At 70.8% G+C, this 16,390-nt stretch carries 21 protein-coding genes; all 21 read left to right on the top strand.

Translation table 11 applies throughout. The features are described from left to right. Positions 1-62: 62 nt before the first annotated feature. The gene (gene fliD / locus DXT68_RS09215) at positions 63-1,427 is read left to right on the top strand and encodes a flagellar filament capping protein FliD (RefSeq protein WP_045253052.1); all 1,365 of its coding nucleotides are present in this window, start codon (positions 63-65) and stop codon (positions 1,425-1,427) included. Between the two features lie 38 nt (positions 1,428-1,465). Beyond that, positions 1,466-1,876, top strand: a complete 411-nt coding sequence (fliS, locus tag DXT68_RS09210; RefSeq protein ID WP_045253051.1) for a flagellar export chaperone FliS — start codon at positions 1,466-1,468, stop codon at positions 1,874-1,876. 2 nt (positions 1,877-1,878) lie between these two features. Beyond that, entirely contained in the window at positions 1,879-2,157 is a 279-nt protein-coding gene (locus DXT68_RS09205) for a hypothetical protein (protein ID WP_045253050.1), read from the top strand. A 108-nt stretch (positions 2,158-2,265) separates the two neighbouring features. After that, complete coding sequence (locus DXT68_RS09200) at positions 2,266-2,613, top strand: flagellar basal body rod protein FlgB (RefSeq protein WP_045253049.1); 348 nt, start codon at positions 2,266-2,268, stop codon at positions 2,611-2,613. Next, a complete protein-coding gene (locus DXT68_RS09195) occupies positions 2,610-3,002 on the top strand; it encodes a flagellar basal body rod protein FlgC (RefSeq protein ID WP_045253048.1) in 393 nt (130 codons plus the stop codon). Before DXT68_RS09200 ends, DXT68_RS09195 begins: the two co-directional genes overlap by 4 nt. After that, entirely contained in the window at positions 3,002-3,322 is a 321-nt protein-coding gene (fliE, locus tag DXT68_RS09190) for a flagellar hook-basal body complex protein FliE (RefSeq protein ID WP_052677620.1), read from the top strand. Before DXT68_RS09195 ends, fliE begins: the two co-directional genes overlap by 1 nt. Continuing rightward, positions 3,322-4,962 carry a flagellar basal-body MS-ring/collar protein FliF gene (gene fliF, locus DXT68_RS09185; protein WP_045253047.1) on the top strand — a complete coding sequence of 547 codons (1,641 nt, stop codon included), beginning with the start codon at positions 3,322-3,324 and terminating at the stop codon, positions 4,960-4,962. Before fliE ends, fliF begins: the two co-directional genes overlap by 1 nt. Continuing rightward, on the top strand, positions 4,959-6,044 hold the full coding sequence (gene fliG, locus DXT68_RS09180) for a flagellar motor switch protein FliG (RefSeq protein WP_244268125.1): 1,086 nt from the start codon (positions 4,959-4,961) through the stop codon (positions 6,042-6,044). Before fliF ends, fliG begins: the two co-directional genes overlap by 4 nt. A 122-nt stretch (positions 6,045-6,166) precedes the next feature. Then, positions 6,167-6,805 (top strand): FliH/SctL family protein, encoded by a 639-nt coding sequence (locus tag DXT68_RS09175; protein ID WP_045253046.1) that lies wholly within the window; start codon positions 6,167-6,169, stop codon positions 6,803-6,805. Next, complete coding sequence (locus DXT68_RS09170; protein WP_045253045.1) at positions 6,802-8,130, top strand: FliI/YscN family ATPase; 1,329 nt, start codon at positions 6,802-6,804, stop codon at positions 8,128-8,130. Before DXT68_RS09175 ends, DXT68_RS09170 begins: the two co-directional genes overlap by 4 nt. Further along, positions 8,127-8,552, top strand: coding sequence for a flagellar FliJ family protein (locus DXT68_RS09165; RefSeq protein ID WP_045253044.1), 426 nt, complete (start codon positions 8,127-8,129; stop codon positions 8,550-8,552). The genes DXT68_RS09170 and DXT68_RS09165 overlap by 4 nt, the downstream gene beginning before the upstream one ends. Then, on the top strand, positions 8,549-8,935 hold the full coding sequence (locus tag DXT68_RS09160) for a hypothetical protein (RefSeq protein ID WP_052677619.1): 387 nt from the start codon (positions 8,549-8,551) through the stop codon (positions 8,933-8,935). Before DXT68_RS09165 ends, DXT68_RS09160 begins: the two co-directional genes overlap by 4 nt. Further along, on the top strand, positions 8,932-10,347 hold the full coding sequence (locus DXT68_RS09155) for a flagellar hook-length control protein FliK (RefSeq protein ID WP_052677618.1): 1,416 nt from the start codon (positions 8,932-8,934) through the stop codon (positions 10,345-10,347). The genes DXT68_RS09160 and DXT68_RS09155 overlap by 4 nt, the downstream gene beginning before the upstream one ends. Positions 10,348-10,356: 9 nt before the next feature. Beyond that, positions 10,357-10,806 (top strand): flagellar hook assembly protein FlgD, encoded by a 450-nt coding sequence (locus DXT68_RS09150; protein WP_045253041.1) that lies wholly within the window; start codon positions 10,357-10,359, stop codon positions 10,804-10,806. Between the two features lie 31 nt (positions 10,807-10,837). Then, complete coding sequence (locus DXT68_RS09145; RefSeq protein WP_045253040.1) at positions 10,838-12,004, top strand: flagellar hook protein FlgE; 1,167 nt, start codon at positions 10,838-10,840, stop codon at positions 12,002-12,004. 395 nt (positions 12,005-12,399) lie between these two features. After that, on the top strand, positions 12,400-12,630 hold the full coding sequence (locus tag DXT68_RS09140) for a flagellar FlbD family protein (RefSeq protein ID WP_045253039.1): 231 nt from the start codon (positions 12,400-12,402) through the stop codon (positions 12,628-12,630). 2 nt (positions 12,631-12,632) lie between these two features. Further along, positions 12,633-13,433 (top strand): motility protein A, encoded by an 801-nt coding sequence (locus DXT68_RS09135; protein WP_045253038.1) that lies wholly within the window; start codon positions 12,633-12,635, stop codon positions 13,431-13,433. After that, on the top strand, positions 13,430-14,239 hold the full coding sequence (locus tag DXT68_RS09130; protein WP_045253037.1) for an OmpA/MotB family protein: 810 nt from the start codon (positions 13,430-13,432) through the stop codon (positions 14,237-14,239). The genes DXT68_RS09135 and DXT68_RS09130 overlap by 4 nt, the downstream gene beginning before the upstream one ends. Before the next feature lie 6 nt (positions 14,240-14,245). Beyond that, on the top strand, positions 14,246-15,187 hold the full coding sequence (locus tag DXT68_RS09125) for a FliM/FliN family flagellar motor switch protein (RefSeq protein ID WP_052677617.1): 942 nt from the start codon (positions 14,246-14,248) through the stop codon (positions 15,185-15,187). A gap of 329 nt (positions 15,188-15,516) precedes the next feature. Continuing rightward, on the top strand, positions 15,517-15,843 hold the full coding sequence (locus DXT68_RS17405; protein ID WP_373372457.1) for a FliM/FliN family flagellar motor switch protein: 327 nt from the start codon (positions 15,517-15,519) through the stop codon (positions 15,841-15,843). 3 nt (positions 15,844-15,846) lie between these two features. Next, positions 15,847-16,287, top strand: a complete 441-nt coding sequence (locus DXT68_RS09115) for a flagellar biosynthetic protein FliO (RefSeq protein WP_052677616.1) — start codon at positions 15,847-15,849, stop codon at positions 16,285-16,287. Positions 16,288-16,390 lie beyond the last annotated feature (103 nt).

The raw sequence follows: 16,390 nt of genomic DNA, 5'->3' as shown, positions 1-16,390 counted from the left end.
ACCTCCGCTCGGGCGCCTTCCTGTAGGACACCTTCGACCGCACCGCACGGAAGACGACCGGGATGAAACTCGACGGACTCGTATCAGGGCTCAAGACCGAGGAGCTCATCAAGGCGATGATGGATGTCTCGGCGATCCCGAAGACGCTCATCACGAACAAGATCGCCGACCGCAACTCGATCATCACGAACCTCCAGTCGCTGAACACCACGCTGCAGGAGCTCGTCACCAAAGCGAAGACGGCGGCGTCTGCGACCTCGCTGGCCGCGTTCACCGCCTCGTCGTCGTCCGAGACCGTCACGGTCACCGCCGGTGCCAAGGCCAGCGCCTTCTCGACCGCCGTCGTGGTCGACGCGGTCGCGACCGCGCACTCCCTCGTCACCGCTGCCGCCGGATCCACCGACTGGGGAGGCGCGTTCACCGTCGTCGGATCCGACGGCAAGGCCGTCGAGGTCACCCCGCTGGGCACCGGCGCTCAGGCCCTCGCCAAGGCCATCAACGACTCCCAGGCAGGGGTCAGCGCGACGGTGGTGCCCGCGGGCACGGATGCCGATGGCGCACCGCTCTCGCGCATCCAGCTCACCTCCGCCGAGACGGGTGCGGCCAGTCGCTTCACCGTGCACCGGGGGACTGCGGCCGAGGTTGCGGCAGGCACCTCCACGGACCTCGGAGCCCAGCCCGGTGCGGCGCTGATCACGCAGGGAGCGGATGCCCGCATCCGGTTGTTCGCGGGAACCGCCGCCGAGCAGGTGCTCACCCACACCGGCAACACGATCACCGTGGGCGAGGGGATCGAGGTCACCGTCACCGCGGTGAGCGCCGATCCCGTGACGATCGGCGTGACACGTGACGCGAAGAAGCAGACCACGACCGCCGAGACCTTCATCAAGGAGATCGCGAGCCTGCTGACCCGCATCGACAAGGGATCGACGGCGACGGTCGGCGGCGTCGGCGAGACGACCACCCTCGGTGTCTTCACGGGCGACAGCACCGTACGCAACCTGCGGGGCGCGCTGGCCAACGCCGTGCAGCATCCGGTGGACGGCATCTCTCCCTCGACGATCGGCATCACCGTCAGCGACAAGGGCGTGCTCTCTTTCGACGCCGAGAAGTTCGCGGCGGCCCTCGCCGCGGACGCGGAGGGTACGCAGGAGCTGTTCTCCGGCGTCGCTGCGCGGCTGCAGGGCGTGACAACCCAGTACTCGGACAAGTACGACGGGCTGCTCACCAGCCGCATCACCGGGCAGGAGGACGAGGTCAAGACGCTCAAGACGCAGGTCGAGCGCTGGGACGTCCGTCTCGACCAGCGCCGCGCCACGCTCGAGCGCACCTATGCCCAGCTCGAGGTGCAGCTGTCGAAGCTGCAGTCGCAGTCCTCGTGGCTGACGAGCCAGCTCGCCGGCCTCTCGCCGTCTTCGGACGACTGACCTGTCTTCCCGACCATCACCCACGGAGTTCGCACATCATGGCACTCACCTCGCTCGACCGCGCCAAGCAGCAGTACCTGGAGCAGCAGGTCGCGTCCGCGACACCCGAACGCCTGCTCACCCTGCTGTACGACCGTCTGCTCGTCGACATCGACCGGGCGGCTTCCGCGCAGGATGCCGGGGACTGGAACGCGGCGAACACGCACCTCACACATGCCCAGTCGATCGTCGCAGAGCTGCACGGCTCGCTCACCGACGCCTGGGACGCCGCGGCCGAGCTGCGGAGCGTCTACACGTACCTCACCGGGCGCCTCATCTCTGCGAACATCTCGCGTGATCGCGCCGCGACCCTCGAATGCCGTCAGCTGGTCGCGCCCCTGCGCGAGGCCTGGCACGAGGCGGCCGCGCTGAGCGCCGAGGCCGCTCCGCGGGTCTCGGCTCTGGGCTGACGATGACCGAGGCGTTGACCGCCTGGATGGCGGTGCTCGACAGGTTCGAGCGCGCGCTCGACGCCGCGGACGACACGCTCGACGTGCACTCCCTCGACGCTCCTCCCGGTCCCGTTCCCGACGAGCTCCGACAGCGGGCCGAGGCCGTGCTCGCGCGACAGCAGCTGATGATCGGCGCGCTGACGGCATCGCGCGCGCATGTCGCGCGGGAGATCGCCGCGTTGCGCCGGGTGCCGACGGCCCGTCAGGACCTTCCGGCATACCTCGACATCGAAGGGTGACCGCGAGGGTTACGGCGGAGCATCGGTGTCGCGATAGTCCGCTCCGAGCACGGATCGCTCGACGATTGGCCAAGGATCGGCCTCTCCACCAACATCCGGAGTGCCCCCGTGCTCGAATCCGTCACCTCCTCCGCGCTGATCAGCGCCCTCGACGGGCTGGCGCTGCGCCAACGCTCGATCGCTGAGAACATCGCCAACGTCAACACCCCCGGGTACCGCGCGCAGCGTGTGCAGTTCGAGGACGAGCTGCGCACGGCCGTCGCGAGTGGCTCCGGCTCGGTCGCGGCCACGGTCGATCGATCGCTCGAACCCACCCGGCTGAACGGCAACAACGTCAACCTCGACACCGAGACCCTCTCGAACATCGACACCGTGCTGCGCTTCCAGTTCGCCAGTCAGGCGATCGGCGGCCAAGCGGCGTCGATCAGCAAGGCGATCGGTCAGGCCTCCGCATGACGTTCGATGCGATCGGCATCGCGGGCACCGGGCTGACCGCGCACCGCAAATGGCTCGATGCCCTCAGCGACAACATCGCGAACGTCAACACCGCGACGCCGCCAGGCCAGGAGGGGTTCCGTGAGAAGTACGTCGCCGTGCAGGCGGGTACCCAGAGCCCCGGGGTGTACGTGGCCGGCATCGTCGAATCGGAGGCCGAGGGCGCACTCGTCTACGACCCCGAGCATCCGTACGCGAACGACGACGGCTATGTGCAGTACCCCGACGTCGAGCTCGGGGATCAGATGAGCATGCTGATCCTCGCGCAGCGCGGCTACGAGGCGAACGCCGCGGTCGTGGACCGCGCGAAGACGACCTACGAGGCCGCGCTGCAGATCGGACGCGGCTGATGAGCGGGCCGATCGACGCGGTGGCCGCCGCGGGCGTCGGGCCGCTGTCGGCGCTGAGCTTCGAGACCGGTGCCGACGCGGCCGGTGCGACGGCATCCGCCGGGGCTTTCGCGACGTCTCTCACCGGCGCCGTCGAGAATCTGCAGCAGCTGCAGTCGACCTCCAACGAGCTCGCCGTGCAGGCTGTGACCGGCGACCTGCAGGACATCCACCAGGCGATGATCGCCTCCACCCGCGCTTCGGTGACCCTCGATCTGGTGGTCGCCGTGCGAGATCGCAGCGTCTCGGCGTTCAACGAGATCATGAGGATGCAGGCCTGATGCCCACGATGCTCACGGGCTACTACGACCGCGCGAAGCGGGTCGTCGGCGGCTTCTCACTGGCCCAGCGCACGATCGCCGTCATCGGCATCGCGCTGCTGGTCATGGGCGCCGTCGCGCTCGGGGCCTGGCTGACCCGGCCGCAGATGAGCCCCCTCTTCACCGGACTCAGTGCGGGAGACGCGTCGGCGGTCGTCGAGCAGCTGAAATCGGCCGGCGTCGGATACGAGCTCACCGAGGGCGGGGCGACGATCCTCGTGCCCGACGACCAGGTCTACGCGCAACGTCTCGCAGCCGCATCCGCCGGTCTGCCCGGCGACACGAGTGCGGGGTACACGCTGCTCGACAAGATGGGGGTGACGGCGAGCGAGTTCCAGCAGTCGGTCACCTACAAGCGGGCGATCGAGGGCGAGCTCGCCGGCACGATCGGTGCGATGGAGGGGATCTCGACGGCATCGGTGCAGCTCGCCATCCCCGAGCAGAGCGTCTTCGTCTCGGAGCAGCAGAGCCCCACCGCCTCGGTGTTCGTCGAGACCCGCAGCGGCGCGGCGCTCAGCGACGAGAAGATCGAGGCGATCGTCCATCTCACGAGCGCCTCGATCCCCGGCATGACCCCGGAGGACGTCGCCGTCACGGATCAGGACGGTCGAGTTCTCTCCTCGGTCGGCACCGGCCTCACCGGCAGCTCGTCGAAGCAGGCCACCGAGCACGAGGCGAAGGTCGCGGCCTCGGTGAGCCGGATGCTGGAGACGATCGTCGGCCCGGGCAACGCGACCGTCACCGTCTCGGCCGATGTCGCGAACTCCACCTCCGAGCGCATGGACGAGACCTATTCCGCGCCGGAGGGCGACCTCAGCGCCTCGGAGCAGACGAAGACCGAGACGTACAACGGCGGCCAGGCGGGCGGAACCGGCGTGCTGGGGCCCGACAACATCGCCGTGCCGAACGGGGGAGACGGCGAGGGGGCGTACGAGTTCGAGGAGACATCTCGCAGCAACGCCGTGAACAAGTCGACCGAGAAGACCGTCACTCCCGCCGGAGAGGTGACCAGGCAGACCGTGAGCATCGCTCTCAACCGCGGGGCGGTGACCGGGGTGACCGCGAACCAGATCGAGTCGCTGGTCGCGTCGGCGGCGGGAATCGACGTCGAACGGGGCGACGAGATCGCCGTCGAGTTCGTCGAGTTCACCCAGGCCGGAGCGACGGCGGCGCAGACCGCCCTCGCGGCCGCGGAGGCGGAACGGGAGCAGCAGTTCCAGCAGGAGCTGCTGCGGTCGGCGATCATCGGCGGATCGATCCTGCTCGCGGTCGTGATCCTGATCGTCTATCTCATGGTGCGTCGCCGCATGAAGCGGCGCGTGATGTACACCGACGACGGCCCCATCGAATATTTCGCCACCGTCACCGAGAGCGAAGAGCAGAAGCTCAAGTCCCTCCGGGGGCTCAAAGACGCCGAGGCGATCCCGCTGCCCGCGCCGACCACCCTGCTGCCCGCGGCGTCGGTGGACGTCGATGACGAGCCCGAGCCCGACAAGGTGCTCGTCGAGCGCCGCCGCCGCGAGATCGACGACCTCGCCAAGCGGGAGCCCGACGCGATCGCCAGCGCCCTCGCCGACCTGATGGATGAGGCGACGGTATGAGCCTGCTGACCGAGATGCTCGACGCTCAGGCCGACACCGTGGAGGTGTCGACCGCGTCGCCCCCCGTCGCGTCGGTGCCGGCGCAGCAGATGACCGGGCTGCGCAAGGCGGCCATCGTGCTGATGAACATGGACAGGGAGGCGAGCGCCGAGGTGCTGCGTCACCTGGGCGAGGAGCGCGCCGAGATGCTGGCCGCCGAGCTCACGCAGCTCGGCGGTGTGGATCTCGCATCGACCGCCCGCGCCCTCGGCGAGTTCCGACGCATCGCGACCGGCGGCTCGGTGCCCTCGCGCGGCGGGCAGGAGTTCGCGACCGGCCTGCTGGAGACCGCGTTCGGGCGGGAGAAGGCCGTGGGCATGGTGGGGCGCGTGATGTCGCAGGGCTCCGTGTCGTTCGACTTCCTCAATGCGGCGGACCCTGCCCAGCTCGCGACGATCATCGAGGGCGAGCTGCCGACCACGGTGGCCGTCGTGCTGGCGAATCTCCGGGCCGACCGGGCCGCCGCCGTGCTCGCCGCTCTGCAGGATCCGCTGCGCACCGACGTCGCGCAGGCGATCGCGACGATGGGCACCGCGACGCAGGAGGCGATCTCCATCGTCGCCGATTCGCTGCGCGCGCGCACCGGCGTGTTCGCGATGCGGGACAACCACGAGTCGATCGGCGGCGTGCAGCCGCTCGTCGAGATCATCAACCGCTCGGACACCGCGCTGGAGAAGTCGCTGCTCGCGAGCCTCGAAGGACGCGATCTGGCCCTGGCCGAAGACATCCGCAGCCGCATGGTCACCTTCGCCGACATCGCCAGGCTCGAGGATCGCGACGCGCAGCGCGTGCTCCGCGGCATCGACCTGCGCATGCTCGCTCTCGCGCTCAAGGGCGCGGACGAGCAGATCCTCGACAAGGTCAAGGGCAACATGACCGAGCGCAACCAGGAGAACCTGGCCGAGGAGACACGCGCGCTGGGGCCGGTGCGGATGCGGCAGGTCGACGAGGCCCGCGCCGAGATCGTCCGCGTCATCCGCGAGCTCGAGGCCGCCGAGGAGATCACGATCTCCCGCGAGGACGAGGACGAGCTCATCGAGTGAGTGCGCCCGAGACGGATCGGGCCGCCGTGGTTACGGGAGCCGATGACCGTCGCGATAGTTCCCACAGAGCACGGATTGCTCGACCTTCGGGCCACGGACAGGCCTCGTCTTCTGATCCCGAGGTGTCCATCGTGCTCGACTCCGCCTTCACGCCCCTGGCGGTTCCGCGCGTGGGCGAGACTCCGCTCGACATCCGCGGCGAGGCCGATCGGGCGCGCACCCGCGGGTACGCCGACGGGTTCGCCGAGGGACGTCGCATCGCGCTCGACGCGGCGGAGCACGAGCAGCTCCTGGAGCGGCAGCGCATGCAGGAGCTCCGGGACTCGTACCTGCAGCGGCGCGGATCCGCACTGGCTGCGCTCGACGCCGCGCAGGCGGAGTACCTGCGGCGGGTCGACGAGGTGACTGCGCTCTCGGCCGATCGCGTGGAGGAGCTCGCGGTCGACCTGGCCACGGCGATCCTCGGGGTCGAGCTCTCGGATGCCGCGCGATCCGCCGCGCACGCCCTGCGCCGGGCCGTCGCAGAGATTCCGGTCGATCGGTGGACCGGCGTGACGTTCAGCACCCGTGATCTGCAGACGCTGCAGCACGACGATCCCGCGGCACTGCAGGGCATCCCCGCGACGGCATCCGACACGGTCGATGCCGGCGGAGCGATCGTCCGCATCGAGGACGGCGCGGTCGACACCCGCGTCTCCGGGGCGCTGGCGCGTGCGCGCTCGGCGCTGCGCGGCGACGACGAGCTCGAGGTGATCACGTGAGCGCCACGACCAGATCATGGCGGCGCGCGCTCGATGCCGCGCGGCCGGAGCGTCTCGGCACGGTGACATCGGTGCGGGGGCTCGGAGTCGAGGTCGCCGGTCTCGATGCCGCCGTGGGCGATCGGGTGCGCATCGACGCGGGGTCCGCGCGATCGGTCGATGCCGAGATCGTCGCGATCGACGGCTCGTCGGCCCGGTGCATGCCCCTCGGGAGGGTCGACGGCATCACCGCTCGTGCCCGAGTGCGTCACGGGGGAGCACCCCTGCAGGTGCCGACCGGCCGAGCTCTGCTGGGTCGTGTCCTCGACGGACTCGGTCGGCCCATCGACGGCAAGGGCCCGCTCGGGCCCGGGACGTCGTCCGTCTCGCTCGATCACGACGCCCCCAGCATCATGGATCGGCAGCGCATCGACCGCCAGCTCGGACTCGGCGTCCGGGTGCTCGACACCATGACGCCCGTGGGCACGGGGCAGCGTCTGGGCCTCTTCGCGGGGTCGGGCGTGGGCAAGTCGTCGCTGATGTCGATGGTTGCCCGCGGCTCGACGGCCGACGTCACCGTCATCGCGCTCGTGGGGGAGCGCGGACGCGAGGTGCGCGAGTTCCTCGAAGACGATCTCGGCCCTGACGGACTGGCGCGATCGGTCGTCGTCGTCGCGACATCCGATCAGCCGGCGATGGCGCGCCTGCGGTCGGCGTTCGTCGCGACGCGGATCGCCGAGAGCTTCCGCGACGACGCCCTCGACGTGGTGCTGATGATGGATTCGCTCACCCGCGTCGCCATGGCGCAGCGCGAGATCGGCCTCAGCGCGGGGGAGCCGCCCGCGACCCGGGGCTACCCGCCTTCGACCTTCTCGGTGCTCGCACGGCTGCTGGAGCGCGCCGGCACCGGACCGACCGGCTCGATCACCGGTCTCTACACCGTGCTCGTCGACGGCGACGACCACAACGAGCCGATCGCGGATGCCGCGCGGGGGATCCTCGACGGGCACGTCGTGCTCGATCGCGCCCTCGCGATCCGCGGACATTTCCCCGCGGTCGACGTGCTCGGCTCGATCTCGCGAGTCGTGTCCAAGATCACCTCGCCGACGCAGCGACAGGATGCGGTGACACTGCGGAGTGTGCTCGCGGCCCGCCGCAGCGCCAACGATCTCATCGACATCGGCGCCTATCGGCCGGGTGCGAACCCGCTGGTCGACGCCGCCCTCGCGCACGAGGCGGCGATCTCGGGTTTCCTCACGCAGCGGATGGACGACCTCACCGCGTCCGACGACTCCTGGCGGCAGCTCGCCGCGCTCACCACCGACTTCGGAGGGCTCACCCCATGACCTTCACCCTGTCCGGACTGCTTCGGGTGCGCGGCGCCCAGGCGCGCGTCGCCGCGGAGCACCTCTCGCGCGCGAGCGCGGAGCGCACCGATGCCGAAGACGCCGCGACGGGCGCGGCATCGAGCCTCTCCGACATCAGCGCGCAGATCGACGATCCCCGCGCGCTGATGGCCATGGCCGCGGCGCGGGCGGCGGGTCGCAGCACCCTGAGCGATCTGCAGGCGCTCGTCGAGATGCGCAGGCTCGAGGAGTCGTCGGCGCGATCGGCCCACATCGACGCGCGACGCGAGCTCAAGGGGCTGGAGCGTCTCGAGGACGCACATCGCGCGGAGGCGGCGAGGGCCGACCTCGCAGCGGAGCAGAGCGCCCTCGATGAGATCGCCGTGGCCCGCACCGCCCGGCGCGCAGGGAGCGCCGCGTGAGCGGCCTCGACGCGGCGATCGCCCGCATCGAGGCCATCGAGACCCGGATCGTCTCGCTCGACCCGGCGGCGCGAACCGCGGCCGCGCAGGCGCCGACGGAGACGAGCGCCGCGACCGGAGAGGCGAGTGCGGCGAGGTTCGCGGGTGTGCTCGAGGCGGCATCGGGTGGCGCGGGCACGGCATCGGCTGAGGTCTCCGGCGCGTCATCCGGCACGGTGGCCGGCGCGGCATCGGCTGCGGGCGAGAGCGGGGTCGGAGATCCGACCACGCCGGCCGAGCTCATCGCGGCTCTGCAGACGCTGTTCGCGGCAGGATCCGCTGACGCGGCGTCGCGCGGGGGACCCTCGGCATCCGCACGAACGATCATCGAGATGGCGGGATGAGCGCCGTGAGCCTGCTCGGACCGGTGTCGGCGGCCGCCCCCGACCGGGAGGTCGGAGGTCGCGCCACCGGCGACTCGGCCGTGCTCTTCGCCTCGATGCTCTCCGATCAGGACCTCCGCCTCTGCGAATCGCACTTCCGCCCCCGAGGGGACGATGCGTCGAGCGGGGGAGTCACCGAGACCGAGGCCGAGACCGAGACCGACTCCGCGGATCCGCTGGCGATCGTTGCGGACACGACGGCCGCGCTGATGCTGCAGCAGGCGGCACAGCGAGGTTCCTCGGCCGACGCCGCGACCACGTCCGCCGTCGGCGCCACGGCGACGGGCGACGAGGCGGTGGCAGCGCCGACGCTCCCTGGGACGGATGGCGGCGATCGGTCGGTGTCGCCGACGCCGGCGAATCCGCTCTCGCCGACCGGCCCCGACACGACAGACCCGACGACGGGCGCTGCGGAGACGGCTGGGGCGGCAGCCGCGACCGGCACGGGTACGCCCGCGACGACCGGGAACGCGACGGGGATCGGCACGGCGACCACGATCGGCACTCGCGCGCTCACCGGTGCGGGCGAGGGGGGGAGCCCGCGGGCCGCAGCAGGATCGGACACCGCGGCCATGCCGTCGGGGCCGTCACTCCTCTCGGCGGAGGCGGCGATGCCGCCCGCAGCTCCGGCCGGGGTCGCACCCTCCGTCTCCGTCACGGCTCCCGGCGGCACCGCTGCTGCCGCTGTCTCGACCGCAGTCGACGCCGCTGCCTCCACCGCTGACGCCGCCGTCGATTCGGCGGTTCTCTCCCGCGCTGCGGCGTCGTCCGGCACATCGGGAGCCACGGATGCCGCCCCCGACGTCACCGTCGAGCGCGCTCAGCCCTCCGCCTCGGCGATGCCGACCGCCGCCCCGGCACTCGCTGCCGTGACCCCGACGACACCTGCCGCCGCCCCCGATGCGGCGGCCGCCGCGACACGGGCTGTGGCGGCCCAGGTGTCGCCGGTCGTCGTGAGCATCGCCCAACGCCCCGCGGGCACACACCAGCTGACCCTCACGGTGAACCCCGACAGCCTCGGACCCGTCACCCTCCGCGCGCACATCAGCGCATCGGGTGACGTGCAGGTCGAGCTCAGCGGCGCGACCGAGATCGGACGAGAGGCTCTGCGGAGCATGCTCGTCGACCTGCGGCGGGACCTGGCCGGTGTCATGCCCCACGCCACCCTCAACGTGGGTGTCGGCGCGGGTGCCGAGTCGCCCGCGGACCGCGGAGGCCAGCCGGGAGCCGGGGGAGCGGCCGGCGACCCGAGCGCGAGTGAGCGCGAGGGGCGACCGCGACAGCATCCGGAATCCGACCCCGGTGGGCCCGCGCCCGGATTCATACCGACCATGACCACCGCCGCCGGCGCGGGTCTCGACATCTTCGCCTGAGAGGACCACATGACCGTCGACGCCGTGGGCGCCCCGAGCACCATCCACACCGGCAGCACCACCGATCCCGCCGCACGCAAGCAGGTGCTGGACGGCGAGGTGTTCCTCAAACTGCTCGTCACCCAGCTCACCCATCAGGACCCCTCGAGCCCGATGGACACGAACGAGATGATCTCGCAGACCACCCAGCTCGCCATGATGGAGCAGCTCACGGCCCTCGCCGACAGCGGTGCCGAGGCGTTCGCCCTGAACATGCGACAGGCGGCGAGCGCGCTCATCGGCCAGCAGGCCAGCTACAAGGATGCCGAGGGCGTGACCGTCTCCGGCATCGTCACCAAGGTGTCGTTCGACGGCCCCATCCCGCAGGTGACGATCGGCGACAAGACCGTCGCTCTCGACGCCATCACCGGCGTCACCACCCCGACCACCCCCGCGGCTCCCGCCCCGGCCGCCCTCTGATCTCCATCTCCCACAGGAAGAGAGAACCCCCATGCTCCGCTCGCTCTACTCCGGCATCTCCGGACTCCGCTCGCACCAGACCATGCTCGATGTCACGGGCAACAACATCGCCAACGTCAACACCGCCGGGTTCAAGGGATCCTCGGTGCTGTTCCAGGACTCCCTGTCTCAGCTCGTCGGCAACCCCGGCATCCCCGACGACGAGGTCGGCGGCCGCAACCCGGCCCAGGTCGGACTCGGCGTGCAGGTCGCCGGGGTCCGCACGAACTTCGCGCAGGGCTCCGCGCAGGCGACGGGGCGCGGAGGGGATCTGATGATCTCCGGCGACGGATTCTTCGCGGTGCGTGCCGGAGGGGAGACCCTGTACACCCGCGCCGGCGCCTTCTCGTTCGACCCCACGGGCAAGATGGTCACCGCCGACGGCGCGGTCGTGCAGGGCTGGTCGGCGCAGGACGGCGTCGTGAACACCGGCCAGGCCACAGGCAACATCGTTCTTCCCCTCGATGCGGTGGCACCGGCGCGGGCCACGACGACGGCATCCGTCACCGGCAACCTGCCCTCGACCGCAGCGGTCGGCGACGAACTCGTGCGCGACGTCAAGGTCTATGACGCGCAGGGCACCCCCACGACCCTGAGCCTGACGTTCACGAGGACCGCCACCGGCTGGGATGTCACGGATCCCGCCAGCGGTGCCACGGGTGCGCTCTCGTTCACCGACGGTGTGCAGACCGCCCCCGGTCTCACTCTCGTCGCCGGAGCCGTGACCGTCGACCTCGGTGCCGTCACCGGCTACGCCGATCTGTCGACCGTCGCCGTCTCGGAGCAGAACGGTGCGGCGGCCGGCACGCTGAAGTCGTACAGCATCACCGGCGACGGGTCCATCGTCGGCACCTTCAGCAACGGAGCGACCCAGACTCTCGGCAAGATCGCGATGGCGACCTTCGCCAACCCCGAGGGACTCGAGAAGGCCGGCGGCACGGCCTACCGGGTCTCGGTGAACTCGGGCGGAGCACGGGTGGGGGAGCCGGGAGACGCGGGATTCGGCGATCTGGTCTCGGGCGCTCTCGAGATGAGCAACGTGGACCTGTCGCAGGAGTTCACGAACCTCATCGTCGCGCAGCGCGGGTTCCAGGCGAACGCCCGCATCATCACCACCAGCGACGAGGTGCTGCAGGAGCTCACGCAGCTGAAGCGCTGAGGTCGTGCCACCGCCTCGGGTCCCGGTCCTCGGGTCCCGAGGCGGTGTCCGTGTGCGGTGTCCTTAGGCGGTGTCCGTGTGCAGGATCGACGCACGGATGCCGGACCGGACGGCCGGGATGGTCCTGCAGACGTGCCGTGGTCCTGCAGACGGTGCGGCCGACCGTGGCGTCCGTCGTCCGTAGGCGGTGTCCGTGTGCAGGATCGGCGCACGGATGCCGGACCGGACGGCCGGGATGGTCCTGCAGACGTCCCGTGGTCCTGCAGACGGCACGGCCGACCGCGGCATCACACCGCCGCATCCGGCATCGCAGATACGCACGCCGGTTACCCGGCTCGCGCAGCGTCGCGATAGTCGGGCGGACCTCCCACTCGCCCGACGCCCGGAGCCCCTCGATGATCATCGTCACCCGCCTCGACCGCACGCGGTTCGCGGTGAACCCGGACCTGATCGAGCGCATCCTCTCGTCTCCCGACACGACCCTGCACATGGTCGACGGCAAGGTGCATGTCGTCGTGGAGTCCCTCGACGAGGTCATCGAGCGCATCGTCTCGTACCGGGCGCGCGTCCTCGGAGCGGCGCAGTCCCTGACCGCCGGCCCGCTCGTCGCACAGGATCGGATCTGATCGTGGATCCCGCATTCCTCATCGGCGTCGTCCTCGCCTTCGGCGCGCTGGTCGCGATGATCACGATGGAGGGCGCGAGCTTCGAGGCTCTGCTCATCCCCGCCCCGATGATCCTCGTGCTCGGTTCGACGATCGGCGTCGGCATCGCCAGCCACACCCTGCGCGACACGATCCTCGCGGTGCAGAGCCTCGGACGCATGGTCCGCGGTCCGAAGATGACCCCCGAGGCCGTGATCCCGTTCCTGGTCGGGTATGCCGAGAAGGCACGCGGCGAGGGGCTGCTCGCGCTCGAGCAGGAGCTCGACAGCGCCCCCGATGCCTTCACCCGACAGGCGCTGCAGGCCCTCGCCGACGGCACCGACGCCGAGGATCTGCAGACGGTGATGGATGATGAGATCGCTGCGACCGCGTCGCGCAACCGCGTCGCGTCCAAGTTCTTCGGTTCCCTGGGCGGATACGCGCCGACCATCGGCATCGTCGGCACCGTCGTCTCCCTCACCCACGTGCTCGAGAAGCTCGACGAGCCCGACCACCTCGGGCCCATGATCGCCGCGGCATTCGTCGCGACGCTCTGGGGACTCCTGTCGGCGAACTTCATCTGGAACCCGATCTCCGGCCGCCTCGGCCGGATCGGGGCGGTGGAGCTCGAGCGCATGACCCTCGTCTCCGAGGGCATGCTGGCGATCCAGGCCGGAAGCGCTCCGCACCTGCTGCAGGAGCGGCTCGAGGCGCTCTCGACCGTCAAGCCGAAGACGAAGAAGCAGAAGCGCGAGCAGACACCGGCCGCCGAGGAGGCCCGATGAGCGTGGCCCGGCGGGCACGCGGGCGCGGGCACGACGACGACGCGCACGACGAGCCCGACGAGCGCTGGGCGGTCTCGTACGCCGACATGGTGACGGTGCTGATGTGCCTGTTCATCGTCCTGTTCGCGGTGTCGAACGTCGACAAGACGAAGTTCGAGCTCCTGGCCAACAGCCTGGCGACCGGGTTCGGACAGGAGAGCACCGAGGGGGGAGCGGACACCGCCGAGGGCGTCGTCGTCCCCGAGGAGCTGCAGGACGACGACGGGGTGGTCGACCTCGCGGCCAGGGCCGAGGCCGAATTCGAGTCGCTCGAAGAGCTGCGTGACAGGATGACCGCCTCCCTGGCCACGCAGGGTCTGCAGGACACCGTGCAGTTCGTCATCGATGACCGCGGCCTGCAGGTCGGTCTCGTCGGCGCCGAGACCTTCTTCGCCGACAACAGCACAGCGCTCTCGGCCAAGGCCGACTCCGTGCTCGACGCGATCGGCGACGTCCTCACCACGGTCGACAACCAGGTCAGCGTCGAGGGGCATGCCGACCATCGCGTCTCGGCGCTGCCGTTCCCCACCAACTGGGAGCTGTCGGGCGGTCGGGCGACCCAGGTCGCGCGGTTCCTCGTCGAGCACGAGGGCATCGGGGGGCCGAGGGTGAAGGCGACGGCATACTCCGACACCCGTCCCATCGCGCAGGGAGACAGCCCGCAGGCGCTGGCGAGCAACCGTCGCGTCGACATCGTCGTGGAATCGACCGAGGCCGAGCAGGTGCGGGCGCTGATCCCCGCCATCGCTGCCGCATCGAAGGACTGAGGAGATATGAGCATCACCGCCGAGACGGCCGTCGAGGGCAGGCACAGGGATGCCGTGAGCGCGTCCGCCGTGCACGCGGAACCCGCCGTGCACCACCCCGCGTACGACTTCGGGCGTCCCGCACAGCTCGGGCGCGAGAGCACCCGGCACCTCGAGGCCGCGTTCGAGGCCTTCGCCCGCCTGTGGTCGTCGCAGCTGACCGACAAGATCCGGGTGCGTGCGCACCTCGCGTTCGATCGCGTCGAGCTGATCAGCTACGAGGAGTACTCGGACACCCTGCCGACCACCACGGCGATGGTGGCGGGCTCGTTCGTCGACCGCGACGAGCCCTGCGTGGTGCAGTTCGGTCTCGACGGCGCACTGCTGTGGGTCGTGCAGATGATGGGCGGCCGCAGCACGGCGCTGCCCGAGCCCCGCACCTTCACCCCGATCGAACTCGCGCTGGTGCGCAACCTCATGGAGGGCACCTTCGAGCACCTGCACACGAGCCTGGACGCGCTGCTGCCGGGAGCTCCGCGGTTCAGCGCGGTGCACTACAACCCGCAGTACCTCCAGGTCGTCGCCGCGACGGCCGCGGTCATCGTCGCGCGCTTCACGATGCGGCTGGGCGACTCCGAGACGAGCGCGACGGTCATGCTCCCGGCCTCCGCGGTCGTGGACCGCCTCGCGGCAACGGGCTCGGATGCCGATCCCGCACACTCGGCGGGGCAGACCCTCGAGCAGGTCCGCAGCACGCCGATGGGCATCACGCTGCGCCTGGCGCCGCTCACGATCGGCGCCGGCGAGATCCTCGATCTCGCTCCGGGAGACCTCCTGCGACTGCCGCACCCCGAGACGCGGCCATACGAACTCGTGGCAGGGCAGACGCCGATCGGCCTCGCCACACCGGGCAGCAGGGGCTCCCGCCTCACCTGCATGATCACGAGCACCTCCGAGGAGACCCACTGATGAGCACCTTCCACGCCACCGCCGTCGCCGCCGCGATAGCCGGCAGGCTGCCGTTCGCGTTCCCGGTCATCCCCGCGCCGTCCACCGATCCCGGTGCCTCCGGCGATGCGGTCGTCGTGTCGTTCGCCGGCAGCCCGGGCGCCCGCCTGGCGATCCAGGTGGTCGATCCCTCGCAGCTCGAGGACGGCTCGAAGACCGCGCCGCTCGCCGATCGCCTGCATCCGGTGTTCGAGGCCGCCGTGGCCGTGCTGGGCAGTGGATCGCTGGGCGGGGGCGAGGTGGTCGATGCCGCCGAGGTGTTCACCGATGCGGGCACCCAGGTGTTCGACATGGTCGACGCCGCGGGCAGCGTCGTGGCCAGGGCCGCCGTGCGGATCGACGGGGCGCGGGCCGACGTCGCCCCCGGGCCGCAGCGGCTGAGTCGCATCGCCGGCGTCGAGATGGAGCTGGTCGTCGAGATCGGACGCACGCGGATGCCGGTGCGCGACGTGCTGTCGCTCGAACCCGGTCGCGTCGTCGAGCTCGACCGCGCGGCGGGCTCACCCGCCGACATCATGCTGAACGGCCGGCTGATCGGCCACGGCACCGTGGTGGTCGCCGACGGCGACTTCGCGATCCGCGTGGAGCGCATCCTCGACGGCGCAGAGAGCGTCTGAGCGATGGATGACATCCTCGTCGCGCTGCGTGCGATCGTCGCGCTCGGAGCCGTGCTCGGGCTGCTGCTCTTCCTCAGCCGTCGTCTGCAGAAGTCGCAGGCGAAGGGTGTCAGTCCGCTGTCCGGACTCCTGCCGAAACGCCTGAGCAGGCTCGCGGAGCTGCGGCCGACACGCACCGCGACGCAGCCTCGTGCGCGCCAGGAGAAGATCACGGTCGTCGCGAGATCCGGCATCGGCGCCAGGGCGCAGCTCGTCGTCGCCGAGTTCGGCGGCATCCGCTACGTCCTCGGGGTGACCGAGCACGGGATCAACGTCGTCGACACGCAGGAGGCTCCCCTCGTCGACGAGGAGGAGACCGGAAGCGAACCGGCGGCGCGCGATGCGGACGAGGCAGACGCGGCGCAGAACGACATCGTCGATCGCGCACTGAAGTCCGTCGCCTGACGTCGACCCGCCGCGATGACGACCTCTTCGGTGAGGGGTTACCGGCACGGGCCCGCGTCGCGATAGTCGACAGCGAGCACGGATAGCTCGCCCCCTGGCTACG

The sequence above is a fragment of the Microbacterium foliorum genome (assembly GCF_003367705.1).
GTDB lineage: Bacteria > Actinomycetota > Actinomycetes > Actinomycetales > Microbacteriaceae > Microbacterium > Microbacterium foliorum.
This window is presented reverse-complemented; position numbering and strand designations above follow the sequence as displayed.

Coding starts and splice junctions, on each gene's coding strand:
- DXT68_RS17405 (WP_373372457.1), top strand. CDS start 15,517: ATGGTCGACGCCGCGGGCAGCGTCGTGGCCAGGGCCGCCGTGCGGATC.
- fliF (WP_045253047.1), top strand. CDS start 3,322: ATGCCCACGATGCTCACGGGCTACTACGACCGCGCGAAGCGGGTCGTC.
- DXT68_RS09150 (WP_045253041.1), top strand. CDS start 10,357: ATGACCGTCGACGCCGTGGGCGCCCCGAGCACCATCCACACCGGCAGC.
- DXT68_RS09140 (WP_045253039.1), top strand. CDS start 12,400: ATGATCATCGTCACCCGCCTCGACCGCACGCGGTTCGCGGTGAACCCG.
- DXT68_RS09145 (WP_045253040.1), top strand. CDS start 10,838: ATGCTCCGCTCGCTCTACTCCGGCATCTCCGGACTCCGCTCGCACCAG.
- DXT68_RS09130 (WP_045253037.1), top strand. CDS start 13,430: ATGAGCGTGGCCCGGCGGGCACGCGGGCGCGGGCACGACGACGACGCG.
- fliE (WP_052677620.1), top strand. CDS start 3,002: ATGAGCGGGCCGATCGACGCGGTGGCCGCCGCGGGCGTCGGGCCGCTG.
- DXT68_RS09195 (WP_045253048.1), top strand. CDS start 2,610: ATGACGTTCGATGCGATCGGCATCGCGGGCACCGGGCTGACCGCGCAC.
- fliS (WP_045253051.1), top strand. CDS start 1,466: ATGGCACTCACCTCGCTCGACCGCGCCAAGCAGCAGTACCTGGAGCAG.
- fliG (WP_244268125.1), top strand. CDS start 4,959: ATGAGCCTGCTGACCGAGATGCTCGACGCTCAGGCCGACACCGTGGAG.
- DXT68_RS09165 (WP_045253044.1), top strand. CDS start 8,127: ATGACCTTCACCCTGTCCGGACTGCTTCGGGTGCGCGGCGCCCAGGCG.
- DXT68_RS09205 (WP_045253050.1), top strand. CDS start 1,879: ATGACCGAGGCGTTGACCGCCTGGATGGCGGTGCTCGACAGGTTCGAG.
- DXT68_RS09155 (WP_052677618.1), top strand. CDS start 8,932: ATGAGCGCCGTGAGCCTGCTCGGACCGGTGTCGGCGGCCGCCCCCGAC.
- fliD (WP_045253052.1), top strand. CDS start 63: ATGAAACTCGACGGACTCGTATCAGGGCTCAAGACCGAGGAGCTCATC.
- DXT68_RS09115 (WP_052677616.1), top strand. CDS start 15,847: ATGGATGACATCCTCGTCGCGCTGCGTGCGATCGTCGCGCTCGGAGCC.
- DXT68_RS09125 (WP_052677617.1), top strand. CDS start 14,246: ATGAGCATCACCGCCGAGACGGCCGTCGAGGGCAGGCACAGGGATGCC.